The organism is Pseudomonas sp. Tav-5-1A (assembly GCF_055755055.1).
The window spans coordinates 1,648,665-1,670,648 of the sequence record NZ_CM146901.1 but is presented as its reverse complement, the minus strand read 5'-3'; the positions used below and the strand labels follow the sequence as shown (position 1 = coordinate 1,670,648).

Here is a 21,984-nt window from a genome sequence, read left to right as displayed (position 1 = left end):
CAAAACTAATTGATAGTGAGCTAATCATGGCCTTGACCAAGAGGCAATACTCATGCCGGAACGAATGTGTATTTCGTAATGTACAAATGTCAGTCTGAAACCGCTCACATTTCGAACTCGGACTGCAACGCTGCCCTCACGCAATACAGCACGCCCTCCGGCACACGGCCGAAGAACAGCGGCGCAATGTCGGTCACCGACGGCAGCTCGCCCTCGCCGTCCAGGAACGCATCCTGCACCTCGGCCATCACCTCCTCGGGCAGGTCCAGGGCTTGCTCCAAGGACAGTTGCTGGGCGCCGATGGCCTCGGCCAGCAGGCTGTAGACGTTCTTCTCGCTGCATTGCAGCTGGCCGGCGATCTGCAGCGGGGTCATGCCGGCGCGGGCCAGGCTGATCAGCTCATGGCGCAGGTCGGCGACCACCCGCGGTGCCTCTTCCGCGCCACCGTTGAGCACGCCGAGGAAGGCCTCGCCGTAACGCTCCAGCTTGCGCGCGCCGACGCCGCTGACACGGCCCATCTCGGCCATGCTGCCCGGCTGGCTGCGAAGCATTTCCAGCAGCGTGGAGTCGGGGAAGATGACGTACGGCGGCACGCCGTGCTCCTCGGCCAGCTTGCGCCGCAACGTACGCAGGGCTTCCCACTGCTCGCGCTCTTCGCCGCGCACCAGCTGGCTGGCCGGGCTGCCGGAGCCGCTGCGGGTGCTGCTGCCCTTCTGCGGCTTGGGCTCCAGGCGCAGTTCCAGGGTAACTTCGCCGCGCAGCAGCGGCCGGCAGGTGTCGCTCAGGCGCAGGCCGCCGTAGCCTTCCAGGTCGATGTCGGCCAGGCCGCGGGCCACCAACTGGCGGAACAGCGAGCGCCATTCGTGCTCGCTGCGGGCCTTGCCCACGCCGAACACCGAGAGTTTCTCGTGGCCGAAGCTGCGGACCTTTTCGGTGTCCTTGCCCAGCAGCACGTCCACCAGGTGGCCGACGCCGTAGCGCTGGCCGGTACGGAACACCGCCGACAGGGCCTGGCGCGCCGGCTCGGTGGCGTCCCAGGTCTGCACGCCGTCGATGCAGTTGTCGCAGTGGCCGCAGGCGGTGGGCATGTCTTCGTCGAAGTAGGCCAGCAGCGCCTGGCGGCGGCAGCGGGTTTCCTCACACAGGGCCAGCATGGCGTCGAGCTTGTGCTGCTCCACGCGTTTATGCCGTTCATCGCCTTCGGAGTTCTGCAGCATCTGCTTGAGCATCAGCACGTCCTGCAGCCCGTAGGCCATCCAGGCGTCGGCGGGCAGGCCGTCACGGCCGCCACGGCCAGTTTCCTGGTAGTAGGCTTCCAGCGACTTGGGCAGGTCCATGTGGGCCACGAAGCGCACGTTGGGCTTGTCGATGCCCATGCCGAAGGCGATGGTGGCGACCATGATCAGGCCTTCCTCGTTGAGGAAGCGCTTCTGGTTGGCAGCGCGCACGTCCGACGGCAGGCCGGCATGGTACGACAGCGCCGGGAAGCCCTGCTCGCAGAGAAACGCGGCGGTCTCGTCGACCTTCTTGCGCGACAGGCAATAGACGATGCCGGCGTCGCTGCGGCGCTCGGCCAGGAAGGTCATCAGCTGCTTGCGGGGGTTTTCCTTGGGCACGATGCGGTAGAAAATGTTCGGCCGGTCGAAGCTGGACAGGAAGCGCTCGGCGTCCTGCAGGTGCAGGCGGTTGACGATTTCCTCGCGGGTGCGCTTGTCGGCCGTGGCGGTAAGGGCAATGCGCGGGACGTTGGGGAACAGCTCGGCCAGTTGCCCAAGTTGCAGGTACTCGGGCCGGAAGTCGTGGCCCCATTGCGACACGCAGTGCGCTTCGTCGATGGCGAACAGGGCGATGTCCAGGTTGCGCAGGAAATCGAGCATGCGCGGCTGCACCAGGCGCTCGGGGGCCAGGTAGAGCATCTTCACCTCGCCGCGACGAATGCGCGCAGCCAGGTCGCGCTGCTGTTCGGCGCTGAGGGTGGAGTTCAGCGATGCAGCGGCCACGCCCAGTTCTTCCAGGGTGGCGACCTGGTCGTCCATCAGCGCGATGAGCGGCGACACCACCACCGCAAGGCCCGGGCGCAGCAGGGCCGGCACCTGGAAGCACAGGGACTTGCCGCCACCGGTGGGCATCAGTACCAGGGCATCGCCGCCACTGGCCACGCGCTCGATAATGGCACCCTGGCGACCCCGGAAACTGTCATAGCCGAAGATGTCCTTAAGGACGCGTTGAGCCTGTTCGAGCATAAGAACTCCAAATATCGCAGAACCATCCGGGCCTAGGCTGGATGAAAATCGCGCGCGTTTCACGCAAAAATGCGTAAGCGCCCGTTGCCGGGGCAACCTTTCAGGGCGTGAAACGGCCAAAGCGGCGCATTATACCCGAGCGCCCGCCTGCGCAGGGCACCACTGATAAGGCCATGTTTTTCAGGCTTGGGTGGCGCATGCCCCCTAACAAGGCCTAGAATTCACTATCGTAAATTCTTCAAGGTAGCCTTTTAATGTCCTTCGCTGAGCAACTGAACCGCCTGCAAGCCTTCCTCGACGCCGATGAGCTGCACGAGGAAGCGCTGGACTACGTGGCCGCTCACGGCTATCTGACCGCCCTTTCCGTGTGTTCCGAGGAAGTGCCGGAGCGCGAGTGGATCGACGCCCTGTTCGCCGAGGAGCCGCACTACAGCAGCGACGCCCAGCGCGCGGAAATCGAAGGCACCCTGGTGGCCCTCAAGGCGCACATCGCCCGCCAGCTGGCCAGCGACGAGGAATTCGAGCTGCCGTGCGACCTGGACCTGGGCGAAGAGCCCGACGACTCCGAGCTGCGCGGCTGGTGCATCGGCTTCATGGAAGGCGTGTTCATGCGCGAAGCGGCCTGGTTCGAGACCGCCGAGGACGAAGTCAGCGAAATGCTCCTGCCGATCATGGTGGGTTCGGGCCTGTTCGACGAACAACCGGAGTTCGCCGACATTGCCGCCGACGCCAACCTGCAGGACGACATGATCGTGCAGATCCCCGAGGCGCTGACCGCCCTGTACCTGCTGTGCAACGCCCCGGACGAAAAACCGGCCATTCTCAAGCCGCGCCACCACTGATTGCACCTGCTGTAGCCGCTGCCGAAGGCTGCGCTGGCCCCATACGCCACTGGAGATCTCCAGTGCACATCCGGGCCAGCGCAGCCTGACGGCAGCGGCTACGCAGCGATGTTCCATACACCGTATGTGGTGTACGGAAATATATATCCCCTCCCCCCTGTGCTGTCCGTTCGCCATCTCCTAGACTCTACCGACTGACCCCAGAGTTTCCTGGCATGCTCCACCGCCCGCGTCGACAAGGATGGCTCTCGCCCCGGCTGTGGCATGTGTTCGGCTGGATGGTGCTGTGCCTGTCGCTGAGCGTGGCCGGCGACAACTGGCCCGAGTGGGACTTCAACCAGATCATCAGCAAGGCCGACCAGCAGTACGGCGGGCTGGGCTCCGCCCGCGAGCGCCTGGAGGCCTGGGCGCGGCTGCTGCAGACCAGCGGCGACAAACCCGAGCTGGAAAAGCTGGCCCTGGTCAACAGCTTCTTCAACCGCCAGATGGCGTTCAAGGACGACATGACCGTGTGGCACGTGGAAGACTACTGGGCCACCCCGTTGGAAGCCTTGTGGAAAGGCGCTGGCGACTGCGAAGACTATGCCATTGCCAAGTATTTCAGCCTGCGCCGCCTGGGCGTGCCCGCTGACAAGCTGCGCATCACCTACGTCAAGGCGCTGGAACTGAACCAGGCGCACATGGTGCTGGCCTACTACGCCACCGACCGCGCCGACCCGCTGGTGCTCGACAACCTCAAGCCCGACATCAGGCCCGCCTCCCAGCGCAAGGACCTGCTGCCGGTGTATGCCTTCAATGCCGAGGGCGTGTATTTGCCCGGCGCCTCGGCCAGTGCCCGCACCAGCGACAGCAAGAAGCTGTCGCGGTGGCAGGATGTGTTGCAAAAAATGAAAGCCGAAGGCTTCGCCATTGGCGACGGATAGGAGTGCCCGATGTCATTACTCAAGCAACTGTTCCTGGCGATCTGCCTGTTCCTGGTGGTGGCCTTCAGCGGCAGCTTTTTCGTCGGGCTGGAGAACTCCCGTGAACAGCTGGTCAGCCAACTGCGCTCCCATGGCCAGGACGCGGCCACGGCGCTGGGGCTGTCGCTGGCGCCCCACGTGGACGACCCGACCATGATCGAGCTGATGGTCTCGTCGATCTTCGACAGCGGCTATTTCTCCAACATTCGCGTGGTCAACCTGGCGGACAACAGCACCCTGGTGGAACGCGCCGCGCCGCCGGGCACGGGCGAGGTGCCCGACTGGTTCGTGCGCCTGGTCAACCTCAAGCCCCAGGGCGGTGACGCGCTGGTGATGCGCGGCTGGGAACAGGCGGCGCGGGTGGAAGTGCTGAGCAACCCGCAGTTCGCCCTGGCCAAGCTGTGGGAAACCGCCATCGGCAGCCTGGCGTGGCTGGCCCTGTGCGGCCTGTTGAGCGCGATTTTCGGCGGCTGGCTGCTGCGCAAGCAACTGCGCCCGCTGGACAACATGGTGCAACAGGCCAACGCCATCAGCCACCGCGAGTTCCTGACCTTGCCGCGCATCCCGCGCACGCCGGAACTGCGACGGGTGGTGCTGGCCATGAACCAGATGGTCGAGAAGCTCAAGGCGCTGTTCGCCGAGGAAGCGGCGCGCAGCGAAAAACTGCGCGAAGAGTCCTACCAGGACAGCCTCACGGGCCTGGCCAACCGCCGCCTGTTCGACACCCAATTGACCAACCAGCTGATGGTCACCGAGCAGAACAGCGAGGGCTTCGTGCTGATGTTGCGGGTGAACGACCTGGCCGGCCTCAACCAGCGCCTCGGGGGCCAGCATACCGACGCCCTGATCGCCGAGATCGGCGAGGTGCTCACCGCCCAGTTGCAAGACCCACGGCGTAGCCGCTGGACCGCCGCGCGAAACCGTGGCGGCGAATTCAGCCTACTGGCCCCGGCCATCAACGGCGAGGACGCCCAACGCCTGGCCGAAGACCTCAGCCGCCAGCTGGAGAACTTCTACCTCACCGGTGCCAGCGACCGCTCGCCGGTAGCGCACATCGGCGTCGCCGCGTACAAGCCCGGCGAGGCGCTGAACACGGTGTACATGCACCTGGACCAGGCCGTCACCGAGGCGCAGAACCACCCACGCCAGCCTTGGGCCGTGCTGGCGCACTTCAATGGCGCGCCTATCCAGAACCCGGCGCAGTGGCGCACCTGGATCGACGAAGCGCTGACCCTGCGCAAGCTCAAGCTGTACTTCCAGCCGGTGGTGCCCTGTGCAGAGCCGGGGCAGACCCTGCACCACAAGGTACTGGCGCGCCTGCTCGACCCGGCGGGCGAGGCCGTGGCCGCGGCGCATTTCCTGCCGTGGATCGAGCGCCTGGGCTGGTCGGCGCGTTTTGACCTGGCGATGCTGGAACATACCTTGGAATACTTGCAGGAACACCCTCACCCGCTGGCGTTGAGCCTGTCGGGCAGCACCCTGCGCAGCGAGGAACACCTGACGCCGATCCTCGACCTGCTCAAGGCCAGCCCCGGCCAGGCGCACCTGCTGACCCTGGAGGCGGACGAACACCACCTGCCGCCGCCTGATCAGTTGCAGAGCCTGAGCCAGGCCATTCGCGACACCGGCTACCGCTTTGGCCTGCAGCATTTCGGCGGGCGCTTCAGCCAGATCGGCAACTTCACCCACCTGGGCCTGGCGTACCTGAAGATCGACGGCAGCTACATCCGCGCCATCGACCAGCAGAGCGACAAGCGCCTGTTCATCGAAGCCATCTATCGCGCCACCAACAGCATCGACATGCCGCTGATCGCCGAGATGGTGGAGACCGCTGGCGAGCTGGAGGTGCTGAAGGAGCTGGGGCTGCACGGCGCCATGGGCCGCCTGATCGGCGCGCCTGCACCGCAGATCTGAAGCCGGGGCCTGACGCGCACCTTGCGTAGCAGCCGCCGCAGGCTGCGTCAGAAATCGCCGCGGTGTGCCTGGAGTTGCGCGGTGGCCGCTGCTACGGAACCTTGCGTAGCAGCTGCCGCAGGCTGCGTCAGAAATCGCCGCGGTGTGCCTGGGGTTATGCGGGCCGGGGGTGGGCTTGCAGCTTGCAAAAAAATCCCGCCATCGTGGCGGGATTTTTTGTTCAGCGGTGAAGCGTCAGGCCACGTCCACCTTCAACGAGTGATCACCCAGCATCCCGCTGACGATGGTCGCCGTGTCATGGGACGAGATGGTGCCGCCCGAGCCCGGGGTAACCCCGTAGTGGCTGGCCAGGTCGACGCCTTTCAGGTCGATGGTCTGGCTGGCCGCGCCGCCGGCGGTGGTGCTGACGTCGATGCTGGAGACCAGCCCCGAGCCGCTGCCGGTGACCTTGAAGTGCAGGTAGCTGTCCAGGGTCGACGCCGTGGCCCCGTCACCTTGCAGCAGCTGCGACAGGTCGAGCTTGTCGGTGCCCACGGTGAAGTCGGTGATGGTGTCGTGGCCCGAGTTGCCGGCCAGGTACTTGAAGGTGTCGGCACCGTCGCCGCCGGTCAGGGTGTTATTGCCCAGGCCGCCAATCAGGGTGTCGTTGCCGCCCCCGCCGTTGATCACGTCATTGCCCGCGCCGCCGGTGATGACGTTGGCCTGGCTGTTGCCGGTCAGGTGGTCGCCGTAATCGGAACCGATCAGGTTCTGGATGTTGACCAGTTGATCGTGCCCGGCATTGACGGTGTCCTGCACCCCGGTGTTGCTCAGGTCGACCGTCACCGGCCCCTTGGCGTTGTGGTAGCTGACCGTGGTCGTGCCCGTGCTGCCCTCGAAGATATCGTTGCCGGCGCCACCAATCATGACGTCGTGGCCACCCATGCTTCTGAACGTGTTGCCGCTGTCGTCGCCGATCAGGATGTCATCGCCTGCGGTGCCGGTCAGTGTGTGGCCGGCCTGGTAGGTGATGACCGCCGCCGCGGTGTCGCTGCCACCATGGTTGTCGGTGACGGTGTAGGTGGCATGCAGGTCAGGCGTGTCAGGCGTTGCCCCGGCGTAGTTGATGCTCATGCCCAGGTTGTAGTTGGTGCTGCCGCTGCTGTAGCCACTGGCATGGGAGATGTGAATGGTGTAGTCGCCCTCGGTGCTGGCCGTCAGCGTGCCACCATCGCCCAGGCTGTTGGCCTGGCCATTGTTCAGCGACCAGCTCATGTTCAAATGGCTGTTGTTGGTGTCGGTCAGGGACAGGCTTTCCCCGGCTTTCAGGTGCACAGTGATGTAGTCGTTGGCGTTGGCGCTGTTACCGCTGGCCAGGTAGCCGGTGACCACCAGTGCCGCCGTCATGGCAGAGGTATTGGCCTGGAACGAACTGCGGTCGAGGCTGATGATCTGGTTGCTGGAATTGTTGCTGGTGCCAGTGAAGCCGATGGTTTGTTTGCTGGTGGCGGTGAAGTCCATGCCCCTGCCCCAGCCGGTGTCGAAGCCGGTGTTGGCCACGGTCAGCGGGTCGCCGTTGGCATCGGTGTCGTTGGCCGTCAGGGCCTCGCTGGGCACGATGATGGTGGACGACAGGATGTTGGTGATGACGTGGTCGGCAGCCGCCACCGGTGGCGAGTTCGGCGTCACGGTGATGCTCAGGTTGGCCGGGCTGGACAGGTCGCCGTCGTTGTCGGCCAGCACGAAGCCCACCTTGTCGGTGAAGGTCGAGCTGCCGCCACTGGACGCGGCGGTGTAGGTGTAGGCACCGGTGTCCATGTTGACCACCACGGTACCGCCGTGGCTGCTGGCCACGCTGATGCTGTTGGTGGTCGTGTCGAACGTACCGTGGCTGGTGCCACCTTCAGTGGTCATGCCGCCGGTGCCGTTGTTGGCCTTCGGATCGTAGGTGTAGGTGGTGCCGTCGACGGTGATGGATTTGACGAAGCCACCGTCGGCGCCAAAGCTGCCGTTGGTCAACAGGGTACCGGCCAGCGATACGCTCTGCACCGTGCTGCTGAGCACGTTGTTGAGGTCGTTGAGGTTGGTGACTACGGTCGAATTGGTGTTGGTGCCGGTGGTGCCGTCGTAGGCGATCGGGTTCAGGTACTGGGCGTCGACGCCGTTGCCCAGGCCAATGGCGTAGGCCTTGATGTCGTTGGCATTGAGGAAGTCGGTCCAGGCCTTCTCCTCGGTGGTGTCGATACCGTCGCCCAGGTTGGGGTTGGTCTGGCTGCCCGACTGGCCGTTACCCGATGTCGGGTGGGTGCTGGACAGGGTCGGGTTGCCGTCCGAGAAGAAGTACGCCACGTTCTGCCCGCCCACCAGCTTGCCGTTGGTGGTGAAGGCGTTTTCGGCCGCGCTCAGGGCGTAGTCGTAGTTGGTGCCGCCGTTGGCGTGCAGGCCGGCGATATAGGCCTTGGCAGTGGCCACGTCGACCCAGACGTTACTCGGGGTGTCGGTGCCGTTGCTGAAGGTCACCACCTGCACTTTCACGTCGCCCATGCCGTCGTACTTGTCCAGCAGCGCGCTGATGGCCTGCTTGGCCAGGTCCAGGCGCGACAGGTTACCCACGCCGGACGGATCGTCCATGCTGCCGGACACGTCGATCACCAGCAACACGTTGGTGTTGAGTTCCGGGGCGATGGCCACGCGGTCGATGGCGCCCGCCTGGGGCACGTCGTCGGTGATGTTGATCACCAACTGGTTGGTGATGCTGTTGCCCTGGCTATCGGTGCCACGGTAGGTGATGGTGTCGGTGGTGGTGTCGGCGCCGTTGTCGGCCGCTGGATCGGTCTTGGGTGCCGAGGTCAGGGTGTAGGTGTAGCTGCCGTCGGCGTTGAGCTGGATCACCCCGTGGGCGGTGGTGAACAGGCCGTTCACCGCGCCGTCGATGCTGTAGGTAATGCCGCCGCTGCCGCCCGCGATGGAACCTGCCACCGAGCCGGTGCCGGTTTCGGCGGTGGAATCGGGGTTGCTGCCGGTGACGGTGCCGGCGGCCAGGTCCTTGCCGTCCTGGTTCAGGTCCAGGGCGGCTTCGGCCACGGTCACGCCCGGGCCGTCGCCCGGCACGATGTGCAGGCCGGCGCCGCCGACCTGGATGGTGACGGTGGTGGTGCTCAGGTCACCGTCCTTGTCGGCCATGGTGTAGGTGAAGGTGTCGGTCACGTCGCCATGGTTCGCCGCGTTGGCGTTTGCGTGGTAGGCACTGCTGCCGTCGGCGGCGATGATCAGCTGGCCATTCAGCCCCTCGATGACGGTACCCACGCCGGTGGTGACCGGCTTGCCATCCAGGCCGCCGGCGCGCACGCCGACCACGCCGTAGAAGCCGTCGGCCCCCGCCACGTCGTTGCCTAGCACGTTGCCCTGCACGGTCTGGCCTTCGAGGATGTGCGCAGAGTCCGGATAGGCCTGCGGCTTGTCATCGACGATCTTGATGGTCAGCTGGCTGGCCACGTGGTTGCCGACGCTGTCGGTGGTCACCAGGGTGAAGGTTTCGGTGGTGCCGATGCCGTGCACCTGGGGGGCACTGGTAAGGGTGTAGGTGTAGGTGCCGTCGGCGTTCATGTGGATCACGCCGTACTGGCCCTGCAGGTCGCCGCTGGCGTTGGAGCCGTAGAGGCTGTAGTTCAACGCACCTACCCCGCCAGTCACCGAGCCGGCAACGGTGCCGCTGGCGGTTTCCGACGTCCAGTCCGGGTGGCTGCCGGTGGTGTTGCCGGCGGCCAGGTCGTTGCCGTCCTTGGTGGTGTCCAGGGCGGCTTCGAAGACGGTGACGCCGTCGACGTTGGTGGCTTTCAGGTGCGCGTCGTCGACCTTGATGGTCAAGGTGGTGGTGCTCAGGTCACCGTCCTTGTCCGCCACGGTGTAGGTGAACACGTCGACGCCGAAGTGGCCGACCGAGTTGGCGTTGGCGTGGTACACGCTGGTGCCGTCGGCGGCGATGACCAGTTCGCCGTACTGGCCCTGAATCACGGTGCCGACGCCGCTGGTGACGGCCTTGCCGTCCAGGCCACCAGCGCGCACGCCAACCACGCCGGCGAAGCCGTCGGCGCCCGACACGTCGTTCTGCAGCACGTTGCCTTGGGCGGTCTGGCCCTCGGTGATGCGGGCAAAATCTGCGTAAGCCTGCGGCTGGTCGTCGACGATCTTGATGGTCAGCTGGCTGGCCACGTGGTTGCCAACGCTGTCGGTGGTCACCACGGTCAGGGTTTCGGTGGTGCCCAGGCCCGCCACTTGCGGGGCGCTGGTGAGGGTGTAGGTGTAGGTGCCGTCGGCGTTCATGTGAACGACGCCGTACTGAGTCTTCAGGTCGCCGTTGGCGTCGGAGCCGTACAGGCTGTAGGTCAGCGCGCCGACGCCGCCAGTCACCGAGCCGGCAACGGTGCCGCTGGCGGTTTCCGAGGTCCAGTCGGGGTGGCTGCCAGTGGTGTTGCCGGCGGCCAGGTCGTTGCCGTCCTTGGTGGTGTCGAGGGCGGCTTCGAAGACGGTGACGCCGTCGACGTTGGTGGCTTTCAGGTGGGCGTCGTCGACCTTGATGGTCAAGGTGGTGGTGCTCAGGTCACCGTCCTTGTCCGCCACGGTATAGGTGAACACGTCGACGCCGAAGTGGCCGACCGAGTTGGCGTTGGCGTGGTACACGCTGGTGCCGTCGGCGGCGATGACCAGTTCGCCGTACTGGCCCTGGATCACGGTGCCGACGCCGCTGGTGACGGCCTTGCCGTCCAGGCCGCCAGCGCGCACGCCAACCACGCCGGCGAAGCCGTCGGCGCCCGACACGTCGTTCTGCAGCACGTTGCCCTGGGCGGTCTGGCCCTCGGTGATGCGGGCAAAATCTGCGTAGGCCTGGGGCTGGTCGTCGACGATCTTGATGGTCAGCTGGCTGGCGACGTGGTTGCCGACGCTGTCGGTGGTCACCACGGTCAGGGTTTCGGTGGTGCCCAGGCCCGCCACTTGCGGGGCGCTGGTGAGGGTGTAGGTGTAGGTGCCGTCGGCGTTCATATGAACGACGCCGTACTGGGTCTTCAGGTCGCCATTGGCATCGGAGCCGTACAGGCTGTAGGTCAGTGCGCCAACACCGCCGGTCACCGAGCCGGCAACGGTGCCGCTGGCGGTTTCCGAAGTCCAGTCCGGGTGGCTGCCGGTGGTGTTGCCGGCGGCCAGGTCGTTGCCGTCCTTGGTGGTGTCCAGGGCGGCTTCGAACACGGTGACGCCGTCGACGTTGGTGGCTTTCAGGTGGGCGTCGTCGACCTTGATGGTCAAGGTGGTGGTGCTCAGGTCACCGTCCTTGTCGGCCACGGTGTAGGTGAACACGTCGACGCCGAAGTGGCCGACCGAGTTGGCGTTGGCGTGGTACACGCTGGTGCCGTCGGCGGCGATGACCAGTTCGCCGTACTGGCCCTGAATCACGGTGCCGACGCCGCTGGTGACGGCCTTGCCGTCCAGGCCACCAGCGCGCACGCCAACCACGCCGGCGAAGCCGTCGGCGCCGGAGACGTCGTTCTGCAGCACATTGCCCTGGGCGGTCTGGCCCTCGGTGATGCGGGCAAAATCTGCGTAGGCCTGCGGCTGGTCGTCGACAATCTTGATGGTCAGCTGGCTGGCCACATGGTTGCCGACGCTGTCGGTGGTCACCACGGTCAGGGTTTCGGTGGTGCCCAGGCCCGCCACTTGCGGGGCGCTGGTGAGGGTGTAGGTGTAGGTGCCGTCGGCGTTCATATGAACGACGCCGTACTGGGTCTTCAGGTCGCCGTTGGCATCGGAGCCGTACAGGCTGTAGGTCAGCGCACCAACACCGCCGGTCACCGAGCCGGCCACAGTGCCGCTGGCGGTTTCCGAAGTCCAGTCCGGGTGGCTGCCGGTGGTGGTGCCAGGCGCCAGGTCCTTGCCGTCCTGGTTCAAGTCCAGGGCCGCTTCGAAGACGGTGACACCGTTGACGTTCTTGGCGTGCAGGCCCGAATCGGTGACGTTAATGGTGACGGTGGTGGTGCTGATGTCACCGTCTTTGTCGATGATCGAGTAGGTGAAGGTATCAGTGGCGCCCGCCTTGCCTACCGAGTTGGCATCGGCGTGGTAGATGGCGGTGCCATCGGCCTTGATCAGCAGTTCACCGTAGGTGCCCTGGATGACCGTGCCCACGCCGCCGGTGACTGGGGTGTTGGTGTTGCTGCCGGCGCGCACGCCGATCACTGCGGCAATGCCGTCGGCGCCACCGACGTCGTTGGCCAGCACGTTGCCTTGCGCGACAAGGCCCTCGGTGATGGACACGCTGTCGGGCACTGCCACCGGGGCGTCGTCGACGATCTTGATCGACACCTGGCTTTCAACGTGGTTGCCGACGCTGTCGGTGGTCACCAGGGTGAAGGTATCAAGTGTGCCGATACCCGGCACTTGCGGGGCAACGTTGAGGGTGTAGGTGTAGGTGCCGTCGGCATTCAGGTGCAGGGTGCCGTACTGGCTGGTGACATTGCCGTTGGCGTCGGAGCCCAGCAGGCTGTAGGTCAACTGACCGACGCCGCCAGTGACAGAACCGGCAACCGTGCCGGTGCCCACTTCGCTGGTCCAGTCCGGGTGGCTGCCGGTGGGCAGCGCCGCTTCGAACACGGTGGCGCCATCGACGTTGGTGGCCTTCAGGCCCGCGTCGGTGACGTTGATGGTGATGGTGGTGGTGCTGATGTCACCGTCTTTGTCGATGATCGAGTAGGTGAAGGTATCGGTGGCGCCCGCCTTGCCTACCGAGTTGGCATCGGCATGGTAGATGGCGGTGCCATCGGCCTTGATCAGCAACTCGCCATAGGCGCCCTGGATGACCGTGCCTACGCCGCTGGTCACAGGCGTGGAAACGTCGCTGCCCACGCGCACGCCGATCACCGCGGCAATGCCGTCGGCGCCGCCGACGTCATTGGCCAGCACGTTGCCTTGAGCCACAAGCCCCTCGGTAAGGGTGGCGGTGTCGGGCACTGCCACCGGCGCGTCATCGACAATCTTGATCGCAACCTGGCTTTCCACTTGGTTGCCGGCGCTGTCGGTGGTCACCAGGGTGAAGGTGTCCAGCGTGCCCACCCCCGACACTTGCGGGGCGACGTTGAGGGTGTAGGTGTAGGTGCCGTCGGCATTCAGGTGCAAGGTGCCGTACTGGCTGGTGACGTTGCCGTTGGCATCGGCGCCCTGCAGGCTGTAGGTCAGTGCGCCGACGCCGCCAGTGACCGAGCCGGCCACGGTGCCGGTGCCCACTTCGCTGGTCCAGTCGGGGTGGCTGCCGGTGGGCAGCGCGGCTTCGAACACGGTGGCGCCATCGACGTTGGTGGCCTTCAGGCCCGCGTCGGTGAGGGTGATGGTGACGGTGGTGGTGCTGACATCACCGTCCTTGTCCACGATCGAATAGGTGAAGGTGTCGGTGACCGAACCGTCGTTGGCGACGTTGGCCTTGGCCTGGTAGCTGCTGGTGCCGTCGGCGTTGATGGTCAGGCTGCCGTACACGCCTTCGATGGCCACGCCCACGCCGCCAGCCACGGGGGTGCTGGTGTTGCTGCCGGCGCGCACGCCTACCACGCCGCCGAAGCCATCGGCCCCGCTGGCGTCGTTGCCCACGACGTTGCCGATGTCGACCTTGACGCCTTCGGTGACCGACGCGGTGTCGGCCACGGCATGGGGCACGTCATCGACGATGGTGGTGGTCAGCTGGGTGGTGGCGGTGCTGCCATCGGTGTCGGTGGCCACCACCTGGAAGGTGTCGGTGAGGGTGTTCGGGCCCTGGACGTCAGGGTGGGTGTCGGCATGGGTCAGGGTGTAGGTGTAGCTGACCACGCCGGTAGTGGGGTTGTAGCTGTTGATGGTCAGCGTGCCCAGCTGGGTGACGATGCTGACCGGCGAGCTGATGCCCACGCCGCCGGTGACCACCGCGACGCCGCCGATGGTCAGGGTCTGCAGGCCATCGGGGGCGGTGACGGTGAACTGGCCATTCTGCGACAGGGCCCCGGCGTTGGGGCTCGAACCGTTGTCCAGGTTGGCTTCGTTGACCGTGGTGTTGAGGCCGCCCACGGTGGGTGCGGTGATGGTCACCGGGTCGTTGATGTTGTTGATGTTGAGCGTCAGCACCGCGGTGCTGGTGTCGCCATCGGCATCGTTGAGGGTGTAGGTGAAGCTGTCGGTGCCGCTGCCACCGCCGTGCAGGTTGTTGAACGCCTGGCCGGCCGCGTTGAGGGTGTAGGTGTAGCTGCCATCGCTGGCCAGCACCAGGGTGCCGTAGGTGCCGGTGTAGGTGCCGGCGGTGATCGGGCCGCTGGTGGCGGTGATGGCGATGCGGTCGGCGCCCTGGATGTCGTTGGTCAGCACGTTGCCGGTGAGCACCAGGTGCTGCTCGGTGGCGGGGGTGGTGGGGTTGTCGTTGACTGCCTGGGGCACGTCGTCGACAACGGTCACGGTCACCGAACCGGTGCTGGTGGTGCCGTTGGAGTCAGTGGCGCTGACGCCCAGGTTCTCGCTGACGGTGTTGGCGCCGCCACCGGCTGGCTGGGTATCGGGGCCGGTCAGGGTGTAGCTGTAGCTGACCTGGCCGGTGGTGGGGTTGTAGCCGGTGATGGTCAGGGTGTTGCCCAGGCCGGTGGTGATGGACTGGCCCACGCCGACCACCACGCCGTTGTTGATCACGGTGATGCCGCCTACCACCAGGCTGGTGAGGCCATCGGCGGCGGTGACGGTGAAGCTGCTGCCCTGGGTCAGGGCCGAGGCTTGCGGGTTGGAACCGTCGGCCAGGTTGGCCTCGTCGACGCTGACGCCATTGCCCAGGCCAGTGAGGGTGATGCCGTTGTCCACCGCCACCAGCGCCGCGGCGTTGGTGTTGGTAGCGCCCAGCACCTGGGGCGTGGCGAAGTCAGGCACGCCGTTGAAGCCTGCGGTGGGGTAGCCCACCACCGGGTCGACTACGCCGGCGGTCTCGGTGAGCAGCACGAAGCTGTGGCCGCCACCGGCCTCGCCGCCCGCAGCTGGGGTGCCCGCTGCAGCCGGGCCAGCGGCGGTGGCTTCAGCCGCCTGGGTAGGGTCGGCACCGGCGGCGATGGCTTGCTGGATTTTCTGTACGTCGGTCAGCTCGGCCTGGCTGGGCGCGGCGACTTCCTGGGTGGCCACGTGCGGGGCCATGTCGCCCAGCATGTTCTGGTTGAGCGTGACTTCGCTGCCGCGCCCCAGGGTCAGTTCCTTGCCGTTCTGCAGGTGCACCGACACGGCGCCATCGGCGCCCGTGTCCAGCTGCTCGCCGACGAACAGCCGGTCGCCCTGATGCACCGCGCGGCGCGTGCCGTCGGCGCCGATCGCAAATACCTGTCCGATTACCTGACTGACTACACCAATCAACGTGGCCATTGTGCACTCCTCATCTGCCGCTCTGGGCATGGGGTTTTGCAGAAAAAGTGCTATCGGCTTCGCGTGTGGTCGTGGCTGATGAGTCTGCTGAGGGCCCCCAAAGTGGGGGCACTACCCGGCGCTAGAGTTCAGGCCCTACCTAATCCTGGAAAAAGTCTTCCTCATGAACTAAAACTTCAACTAATTCAAAGAGTTTGATGAAAACTTGTACCAGTGAAGTTACAGGATAAACTTTGGCACTGCGGGTGACAATTTTTTGTCGCCATAATTTCTCCTGCTTCCTCCCCTTCGCTACATCCCCGCCCTATGCTGCAAAAATTTGTTGAACTTTTCTTCGCCGCCCGTAACTCTCCGGTTTAACTGGGTCACGCGGGTGGCCTGGAGAGAACAATGTCTCGAAATCAGAACACTGCATAAGTTTTTTTTAGAATAAGAGTTATGCAAAAAAGTTCTTAGATTTCGCTAAGGATGTTCTTAGCTCTCATGTTACAAGCCTGAAACGGATTGGACCTTATTTTTCGCCATTTTTTTGGCGATTGCTGCACCACTTAAAGACTCAGGGAGATTCACCCCATGCGCGTTTACACCCCCATCTGCAGCGCGGTCTTGATCGCGATGGCCTGCGCCCAAGCCCAAGGCATGACGCTGACAGAGGCGATTCAGAGCACGATCAGCTACCACCCCGAAATCCAGTCGAATCTGAATAACCGCCTGTCCGCAGATGAGGATGAGAAAGTCGCGCGCGGGGGTTACTACCCCACCGTCGACCTGGTGGCCGCGTACGGGCGCGCGCGCACCGACAGCCCCACCACCCGCGCCATCGAGGGCAACAGCCCCGAGAGCCTGAACTACACCCAGTCCGAGCTGCGCCTGCGGCAGATGCTGTTCGACGGCTTCAACACCCCCAACGAAGTGCAGCGCACCAAGGACGTGGTCAACTCGCGCGCGTACTACCTGCGCGGCACCGCCGAGACCCAGGCCCTGCGCGCCATCGAGGTGTACCTGAACGTGCTCAAGCAGCGCGAGCTGGTGACCCTGGCCAAGAACAACCTGCAGGCGCACCTGCGCGTCAACGACCAGATCGGCCTGCGCAGCGAGCGCGGCGTCGGCAGCACCGCCGACGTCGACCAGTCCCGCGCCCGCCGGGCCCTGGCGGAGAACAACCTGTACACTGCCCAGGTCAACCTGGCCGATGCCGAGGCCAACTTCTTCAGCACCGTGGGGCGCATGCCCGACGAGCTGGAAGCCCCGCCCAGCATCCGTGGCGAAGTGCCCGCCGACATCCTCGCCGCGCGCCAGGCCATGCTCGAGAACAACCCCTACCTGAAGTCGGCCCAGGCTGACGTGGCCGCCGCCGAAAGCCAGTACGAAGTGGCCAAGTCGCCGTTCTACCCACGCTTCGATGCAGAGCTGGCGGTGGATGCCAACAACAACATCTCCGGCGAGCAAGGCCGCGACAACGAGTGGCGTGCCGGCGTGGTGATGAACTACAACCTGTTCAAGGGCGGCAGCGACAAGGCCCGCCTGCAGTCCGACGCGCACAAGATCAACCAGGCCATGGACATCCGCAACAACGCCCTGCGCATGCTCAACGAGAACCTGGCGCTGGCCTGGCATGCCATGGACAACGCCCACACCCAGACCCCGTACGCGCGTGAATACGCCGAGACCACCACCAAGGTGCGCGCGGCTTACCAGGACCAGTTCGGCCTGGGCCAACGTACCCTGCTCGACCTGCTGGACAGCGAGAACGAGCTGTACACCGCCAACAGCCGCTACACCGAAGTGCGCTACACCGAGGAGTTCTCGATGTACCGCGTGCTCGCCAACATGGGCGTGCTGCTGGAGAAAGAACGCGTGGTACTGCCCAACGAAGCGGTTGCCCAGACGGAAGTGAAGAACGAAGCACGCCTTCCGGACATGAAGTAACGGCACCTTGGGTAACTGCCTTTTGGCTTTGGAGTAACACACGTGACCAGCATGCAACCTGCGGGGCCGGCAACGGACCCGCGCCTGAGTTTCGATGACCCCCTGCTGGACGGTTTGCTGATCCTGTGCAAGCTGCACGGCTGTGCCGTCAGCCGCGCCAGCCTGAGCGCCGGCCTGCCCCTGGCGCAACAGCGCATGAGCCTGGAACTGCTGCCCCGCGCCGCGGCCCGGGCCAGCCTGTCGGCGCGCCTGCTGCGCCGCGAACTGGGCGCCATCTCGGCGCTCAACCTGCCGGTGCTGCTGATGCTCAAGGGCGGCCGCTGCGCCGTGCTACGCCGCCTGGGCGAGGACGACCGCGCGCTGATCCTGCCCAGCGAGGCCGAAGGCGGCGAGCAATGGGTGAGCCAGGAGGAACTGGCCGCCGAGTACACCGGCGAGGCCCTGTTCGCGCGGCCGCGCCACGAACTGGAAGACCTGCGCCAGCCGCTGATGCCGCGGGTGCATGCCTGGTTTCGCGACACCCTGAAACTGTCGCGCTGGCTGTACAGCGATGCGATCCTGGCCAGCCTGATGATCAACCTGCTGGGCCTGATGGTGCCGCTGTTCGTGATGCAGACCTACGACCGCGTGGTGCCCAACCAGGCCACCTCCACCCTGTGGGTGCTGGCCATCGGCTTGCTGGTGGGCACGCTGTTCGAACTGGTGCTGCGGGTGCTGCGCGCGCACCTGCTGGACACCGCCGGCAAGAAGACCGACCTGATTCTCTCCGCGACCCTGTTCGAGCGCATCACCGGCATGGCCATGAAGGCCAAGCCGGCCACCATCGGTGGTTTCGCCCAGAGCATCCATGACTTCCAGGGCCTGCGTGAATTCCTCACCGCGGTGACCCTGACCAGCATCATCGACCTGCCCTTCGCCGTGCTGATGCTGGCGGTGATCGGCCTGCTGGGCGGCTGGCTGGTGCTGGTGCCCATCGTCGCCTTCCCGCTGACCATCGGCTTCGCCCTGATCATCCAGGCCAAGCTGCGCGACACCGTGCAGAAGAGCCTGGCCCTGGGCGCCGAGCGCCAGGCGCTGCTGATCGAAACCCTCAGCGGCCTGGAAAGCATCAAGGCCTGCAGCGCCGAGAGCGAGCGCCAGTACCAGTGGGAATCCACCCACGGCGCCCTCACCCGCCTGGACAGCCACGCCCGCAACCTGGCGGCGTTGGCCACCAACGGCACGCTGTTCATCCAGCAGTTCGCCGGCATGGCGGTGATCGTCGCCGGCGTGTACACCATCATCGCCGGCAACCTCAGCGTCGGCGCCCTGGTGGCCAGCTACATGCTCAGCAGCCGCGTGCTGGCGCCCCTGGGTCAGATCGCCGGGCTGATCACTCGCTACCAGCAGGCGCAGCTGACCATGGTCAGCACCGACGCGCTGATGGCCCTGCCCCAGGAGCGCGACCCGCGCCAGCGCCCGCTGGAACGCACGCAACTGCAGGGCGCCCTGGCCGTCAGCCAGGTGACCTTCCGCTACGCCAACCAGAACGCCCCGGCGCTGGGCAACGTCAGCTTCAGCATGCGCGCCGGCGAGCGCATCGGCATCATCGGCCGCAGCGGCTCGGGCAAGAGCACCCTGGCGCGGCTGGTGATGGGTTTCTACGAGCCCGAGGAAGGCCAGATCCTGCTGGACAACCTCGACCTGCGGCAACTGGACGTGGCCGACCTGCGCCAGCAGATCGGCTACGTGGCCCACGACCTGCCGCTGCTGGCCGGCAGCCTGCGCGACAACCTGACCATGGGCGCCCGCTACGTCAGCGACGCGCGCATGCTGGAAGTAGCCGAGATGACCGGCGTCACCGAGCTGGCCCGCCAGCACCCGCAAGGTTTCGACCGCCCGGTGGGCGAGCGCGGCCAGCTGCTCAGCGGCGGCCAGCGCCAGGCCGTGCTGCTGGCCCGCTCGCTGCTGCTGGACCCGCCGATCATGGTGCTCGACGAGCCCACCAGCCACATGGACAACGCCAGCGAGGACGCCCTGCGCCTGCGCCTGCACAACTGGGTGGGCGGCAAGACGCTGCTGCTGGTCACCCACCGCACCTCCATGCTCAGCCTGGTTGACCGCCTGGTGGTGCTGGACAACGGCCGCATCGTCGCCGACGGGCCCAAGGACGCGGTGATCGAAGCCCTGCGCAAAGGCCGCGTCGGCCAGACGCCTGTTTAGGAGTGGTATTGATGTCAGCTTCCCAAGGCCTGCGCGGCTATTTCAGCAGCTTCGGCAAGACCGCCGAGAGCGAGTTCATGCCCGAGCTTGCCAGCGCGGCGCTGCAAGATTCACCCCGGCTCACGCGCATTACCGTGTGGCTGTGCGCCGCCCTGCTGCTGGCGGCGTTGATCTGGGCCAAGTTCGCCGTACTGCAGGAAGTCACCATGGGCGAAGGCAAGGCCATTCCGTCCAGCAAGGTGCAGGTCATCCAGAACCTGGAGGGCGGCATCGTCACCGAGATCTACGTGCGCGAAGGCCAGGTGGTGAACAAGGGCGACACCCTGCTGCGCCTGGACGACACGCGCTTCCTGTCCAACAAGGGCGAGAGCGAGGCCGACCGCTACGCGCTGATGGCCCAAGTCGAACGGCTGTCCGCCGAGGCCGATGGCAAGCCGTTCGTGGTCTCCGATGAGGTGCGCAAAAAGGCCCCGCAAGTGGCCGAGGACGAGATGGGCCTGTACCAGTCGCGCCAGCGCCGCCTGGCCAGCGAACAGCAGACCCTCAGCGAGCAACTGCGGCAGAAGACCCAGGAATTGGCGGAGTTCCGCTCCAAGCAGGATCAGTACCGCTCAAGCCTGGGGCTGCTGCAGCAGGAACTGAACATGTCGACGCCGCTGGTGGGCACCGGGGCTATCTCGCCGGTGGAAATCCTGCGGCTCAAGCGCAGCGCGGTGGAAGCCCGCGGGCAGATGGACGCCACCACCCTGGCAATTCCCCGGGCCGAAGCGGCGATCAACGAGATCAAGAGCAAGATGAACGAGTCGAACCAGCAGTTCCGCTCCGACGCCTCCAAGGACCTCAACGCCAAGCGCACCGACCTGTCGAAAATCACCGCCACCAGCATCGCCATCGACGACCGCGTCAGCCGCACCACGGTGGTGTCGCCGGTCCGCGGCATCATCAAGACGCTGAAGGTCAACACCATCGGCGGCGTGGTGCAGCCGGGCAGCGACATGGTCGAGATCGTGCCGCTGGAAGACAACCTGCTGATCGAGGCCAAGGTGCGGCCCCAGGACGTGGCGTTCCTGCACCCCGGCCAGCCGGCCATGGTCAAGTTCAGCGCCTATGACTACACCATCTACGGCGGCCTGAAGGCCAAGCTGGAACTGATCAGCGCCGACACCATCACCGACGACAAGGGCAACAGCTTCTACCTGATTCAGGTGCGCACCGACGCCAACCACCTGGGGGGCGACGCCAAGCCGCTGGTGATCATCCCGGGGATGACGGCGACGGTGGACATCATCACCGGCGAGAAGAGCGTGCTCGACTACCTGCTGAAGCCGGTGTTGAAGGCACGCACGGAGGCGTTGCGCGAACGTTGACGGGACCTGGACGCGGCCTGCGGCCGCTGCTACGCGAATGCGTATACGCCATAAATCGGATCTGCGTAGCAGCGGCCGCAGGCCGCGTCCAATGCCACCTCACACCAAGGACGGATCGACGATCAACACCACCTTGCCCGACACCTGGTTGCTGGCCAACTCGGCGAACGCTGCCTCGGCATCACGCACCGGGAAGGTCCGCGCCACCTGTGGCTTCAGGCGCCCTTCCTCGAACAGCGGCCACACGTGTTGACCCAGGTCGCTGAGCAAATCCGCCTTGAACTGGTCGCTGCGGCTGCGCAGGGTCGAACCGAGCATCTGCACGCGCTTGCCCAGCACCTTGCCCAGGTCGATGTTGGCCTTGGTGCCGCCCATCAGGCCGATCAGCACCCAGCGCGCGTCCACCGCCGCCACCTTCAGGTTCAGGTCGGCGTAATTGGCGCCCACCGGATCCAGGATCACATCGAACGGGCCGAAGTCGCTCAGCGCGTCCAGGCCATCGCCACGCACCACGCCGCCCTGGGCGCCCAGCGCCTCGCAGTAGGCCAGGCGCTCGGCCGAGCCGACGCTGACCCAGGTGGGGTTGCCGAACGCCTTGCACAGCTGGATGGCCGCCGAGCCGATGCCGCTGGCACCGGCGTGCAGCAGCACCTTTTCACCGGGCTTGAGCGCGGCCAGCTGGAACAGGTTCAGCCACACCGTGGCGTACACCTCGGGAATGGCCGCCGCCTCGATCAGCGACAGGCCCGCCGGCACCGGCAGCACGTGACGGCCGTCGACCACCACTTCCTCGGCCATGCCGCCACCGGCCAGCAACGTGCACACCCGGTCGCCCACCTGCCAGGACGAGCCGGGGCCCACTTCGCTGATCACGCCGGCGCATTCCAGGCCCAGCACCTGGCTGGCACCCGGCGGTGGCGGATAGAGGCCGGCACGCTGCAACAGGTCGGCACGATTGAGGCCGGCGGCAGCTGTCCGAATTTTCACTTGACCCACGTCGCAAACCGCGCTCGGATGGTCTACCCACTCCACATGTCCTTCAACGCCTTGCAATGCCTTCACAGTGCCTCCATAGTTGACTCATGACTGAGCCCGGTGCCTAGGCGCCGGGCTTGTTGCATTATGCGACCGGTTTCAATGAAACCGG

The 21,984-nt window shown here is 65.7% G+C and carries 9 protein-coding genes; 6 read left to right on the top strand and 3 right to left on the bottom strand.

Features of this window, described 5'->3' with window-relative positions:
* Positions 1–104: 104 nt before the first annotated feature.
* Positions 105–2,243 carry a DNA helicase RecQ gene (recQ, locus tag AC0J42_RS07470; RefSeq protein ID WP_473005665.1) on the bottom strand — a complete coding sequence of 713 codons (2,139 nt, stop codon included), beginning with the start codon at positions 2,241–2,243 and terminating at the stop codon, positions 105–107.
* 254 nt (positions 2,244–2,497) lie between these two features.
* Between recQ and AC0J42_RS07465 the strand changes: the two genes are divergently transcribed.
* The 3 genes from AC0J42_RS07465 (at position 2,498) to lapD (ending at position 5,961) form a co-directional block, all read left to right on the top strand.
* Positions 2,498–3,085 (top strand): UPF0149 family protein, encoded by a 588-nt coding sequence (locus AC0J42_RS07465; RefSeq protein WP_416422984.1) that lies wholly within the window; start codon positions 2,498–2,500, stop codon positions 3,083–3,085.
* Positions 3,086–3,300: 215 nt separating this feature from the next.
* Positions 3,301–4,008: a cysteine protease LapG gene (gene lapG, locus AC0J42_RS07460; protein ID WP_416422983.1), complete on the top strand. Its 708-nt coding sequence runs from the start codon at positions 3,301–3,303 to the stop codon at positions 4,006–4,008.
* A 9-nt stretch (positions 4,009–4,017) separates the two neighbouring features.
* The gene (gene lapD / locus AC0J42_RS07455; protein ID WP_473005664.1) at positions 4,018–5,961 is read left to right on the top strand and encodes a cyclic di-GMP receptor LapD; all 1,944 of its coding nucleotides are present in this window, start codon (positions 4,018–4,020) and stop codon (positions 5,959–5,961) included.
* A 234-nt stretch (positions 5,962–6,195) separates the two neighbouring features.
* Here lapD and AC0J42_RS07450 read toward each other — a convergent pair whose 3' ends face one another.
* The gene (locus tag AC0J42_RS07450; RefSeq protein WP_473005663.1) at positions 6,196–15,339 is read right to left on the bottom strand and encodes a retention module-containing protein; all 9,144 of its coding nucleotides are present in this window, start codon (positions 15,337–15,339) and stop codon (positions 6,196–6,198) included.
* A 573-nt stretch (positions 15,340–15,912) separates the two neighbouring features.
* Between AC0J42_RS07450 and AC0J42_RS07445 the strand changes: the two genes are divergently transcribed.
* The 3 genes from AC0J42_RS07445 to AC0J42_RS07435 are packed head-to-tail and all read left to right on the top strand — an operon-like array spanning position 15,913 to position 20,837.
* Complete coding sequence (locus AC0J42_RS07445) at positions 15,913–17,268, top strand: TolC family outer membrane protein (protein WP_473005661.1); 1,356 nt, start codon at positions 15,913–15,915, stop codon at positions 17,266–17,268.
* Between the two features lie 42 nt (positions 17,269–17,310).
* Positions 17,311–19,470 (top strand): type I secretion system permease/ATPase, encoded by a 2,160-nt coding sequence (locus AC0J42_RS07440; protein WP_473005660.1) that lies wholly within the window; start codon positions 17,311–17,313, stop codon positions 19,468–19,470.
* Positions 19,471–19,481: 11 nt separating this feature from the next.
* Positions 19,482–20,837: an HlyD family type I secretion periplasmic adaptor subunit gene (locus tag AC0J42_RS07435; protein ID WP_416422978.1), complete on the top strand. Its 1,356-nt coding sequence runs from the start codon at positions 19,482–19,484 to the stop codon at positions 20,835–20,837.
* Between the two features lie 99 nt (positions 20,838–20,936).
* Here the strand turns inward: AC0J42_RS07435 and AC0J42_RS07430 are convergent, their stop codons facing one another.
* Positions 20,937–21,899: a zinc-binding dehydrogenase gene (locus tag AC0J42_RS07430; RefSeq protein WP_473005659.1), complete on the bottom strand. Its 963-nt coding sequence runs from the start codon at positions 21,897–21,899 to the stop codon at positions 20,937–20,939.
* Between the last annotated feature and the right edge of the window lie 85 nt (positions 21,900–21,984).

What these genes read in the sequence shown, in the direction of transcription:
- recQ (WP_473005665.1), bottom strand. Translation starts at nt 2,243, where the DNA reads ATGCTCGAACAGGCTCAACGCGTCCTTAAGGACATCTTCGGCTATGAC.
- AC0J42_RS07465 (WP_416422984.1), top strand. Translation starts at nt 2,498, where the DNA reads ATGTCCTTCGCTGAGCAACTGAACCGCCTGCAAGCCTTCCTCGACGCC.
- lapG (WP_416422983.1), top strand. Translation starts at nt 3,301, where the DNA reads ATGCTCCACCGCCCGCGTCGACAAGGATGGCTCTCGCCCCGGCTGTGG.
- lapD (WP_473005664.1), top strand. Translation starts at nt 4,018, where the DNA reads ATGTCATTACTCAAGCAACTGTTCCTGGCGATCTGCCTGTTCCTGGTG.
- AC0J42_RS07450 (WP_473005663.1), bottom strand. Translation starts at nt 15,339, where the DNA reads ATGGCCACGTTGATTGGTGTAGTCAGTCAGGTAATCGGACAGGTATTT.
- AC0J42_RS07445 (WP_473005661.1), top strand. Translation starts at nt 15,913, where the DNA reads ATGCGCGTTTACACCCCCATCTGCAGCGCGGTCTTGATCGCGATGGCC.
- AC0J42_RS07435 (WP_416422978.1), top strand. Translation starts at nt 19,482, where the DNA reads ATGTCAGCTTCCCAAGGCCTGCGCGGCTATTTCAGCAGCTTCGGCAAG.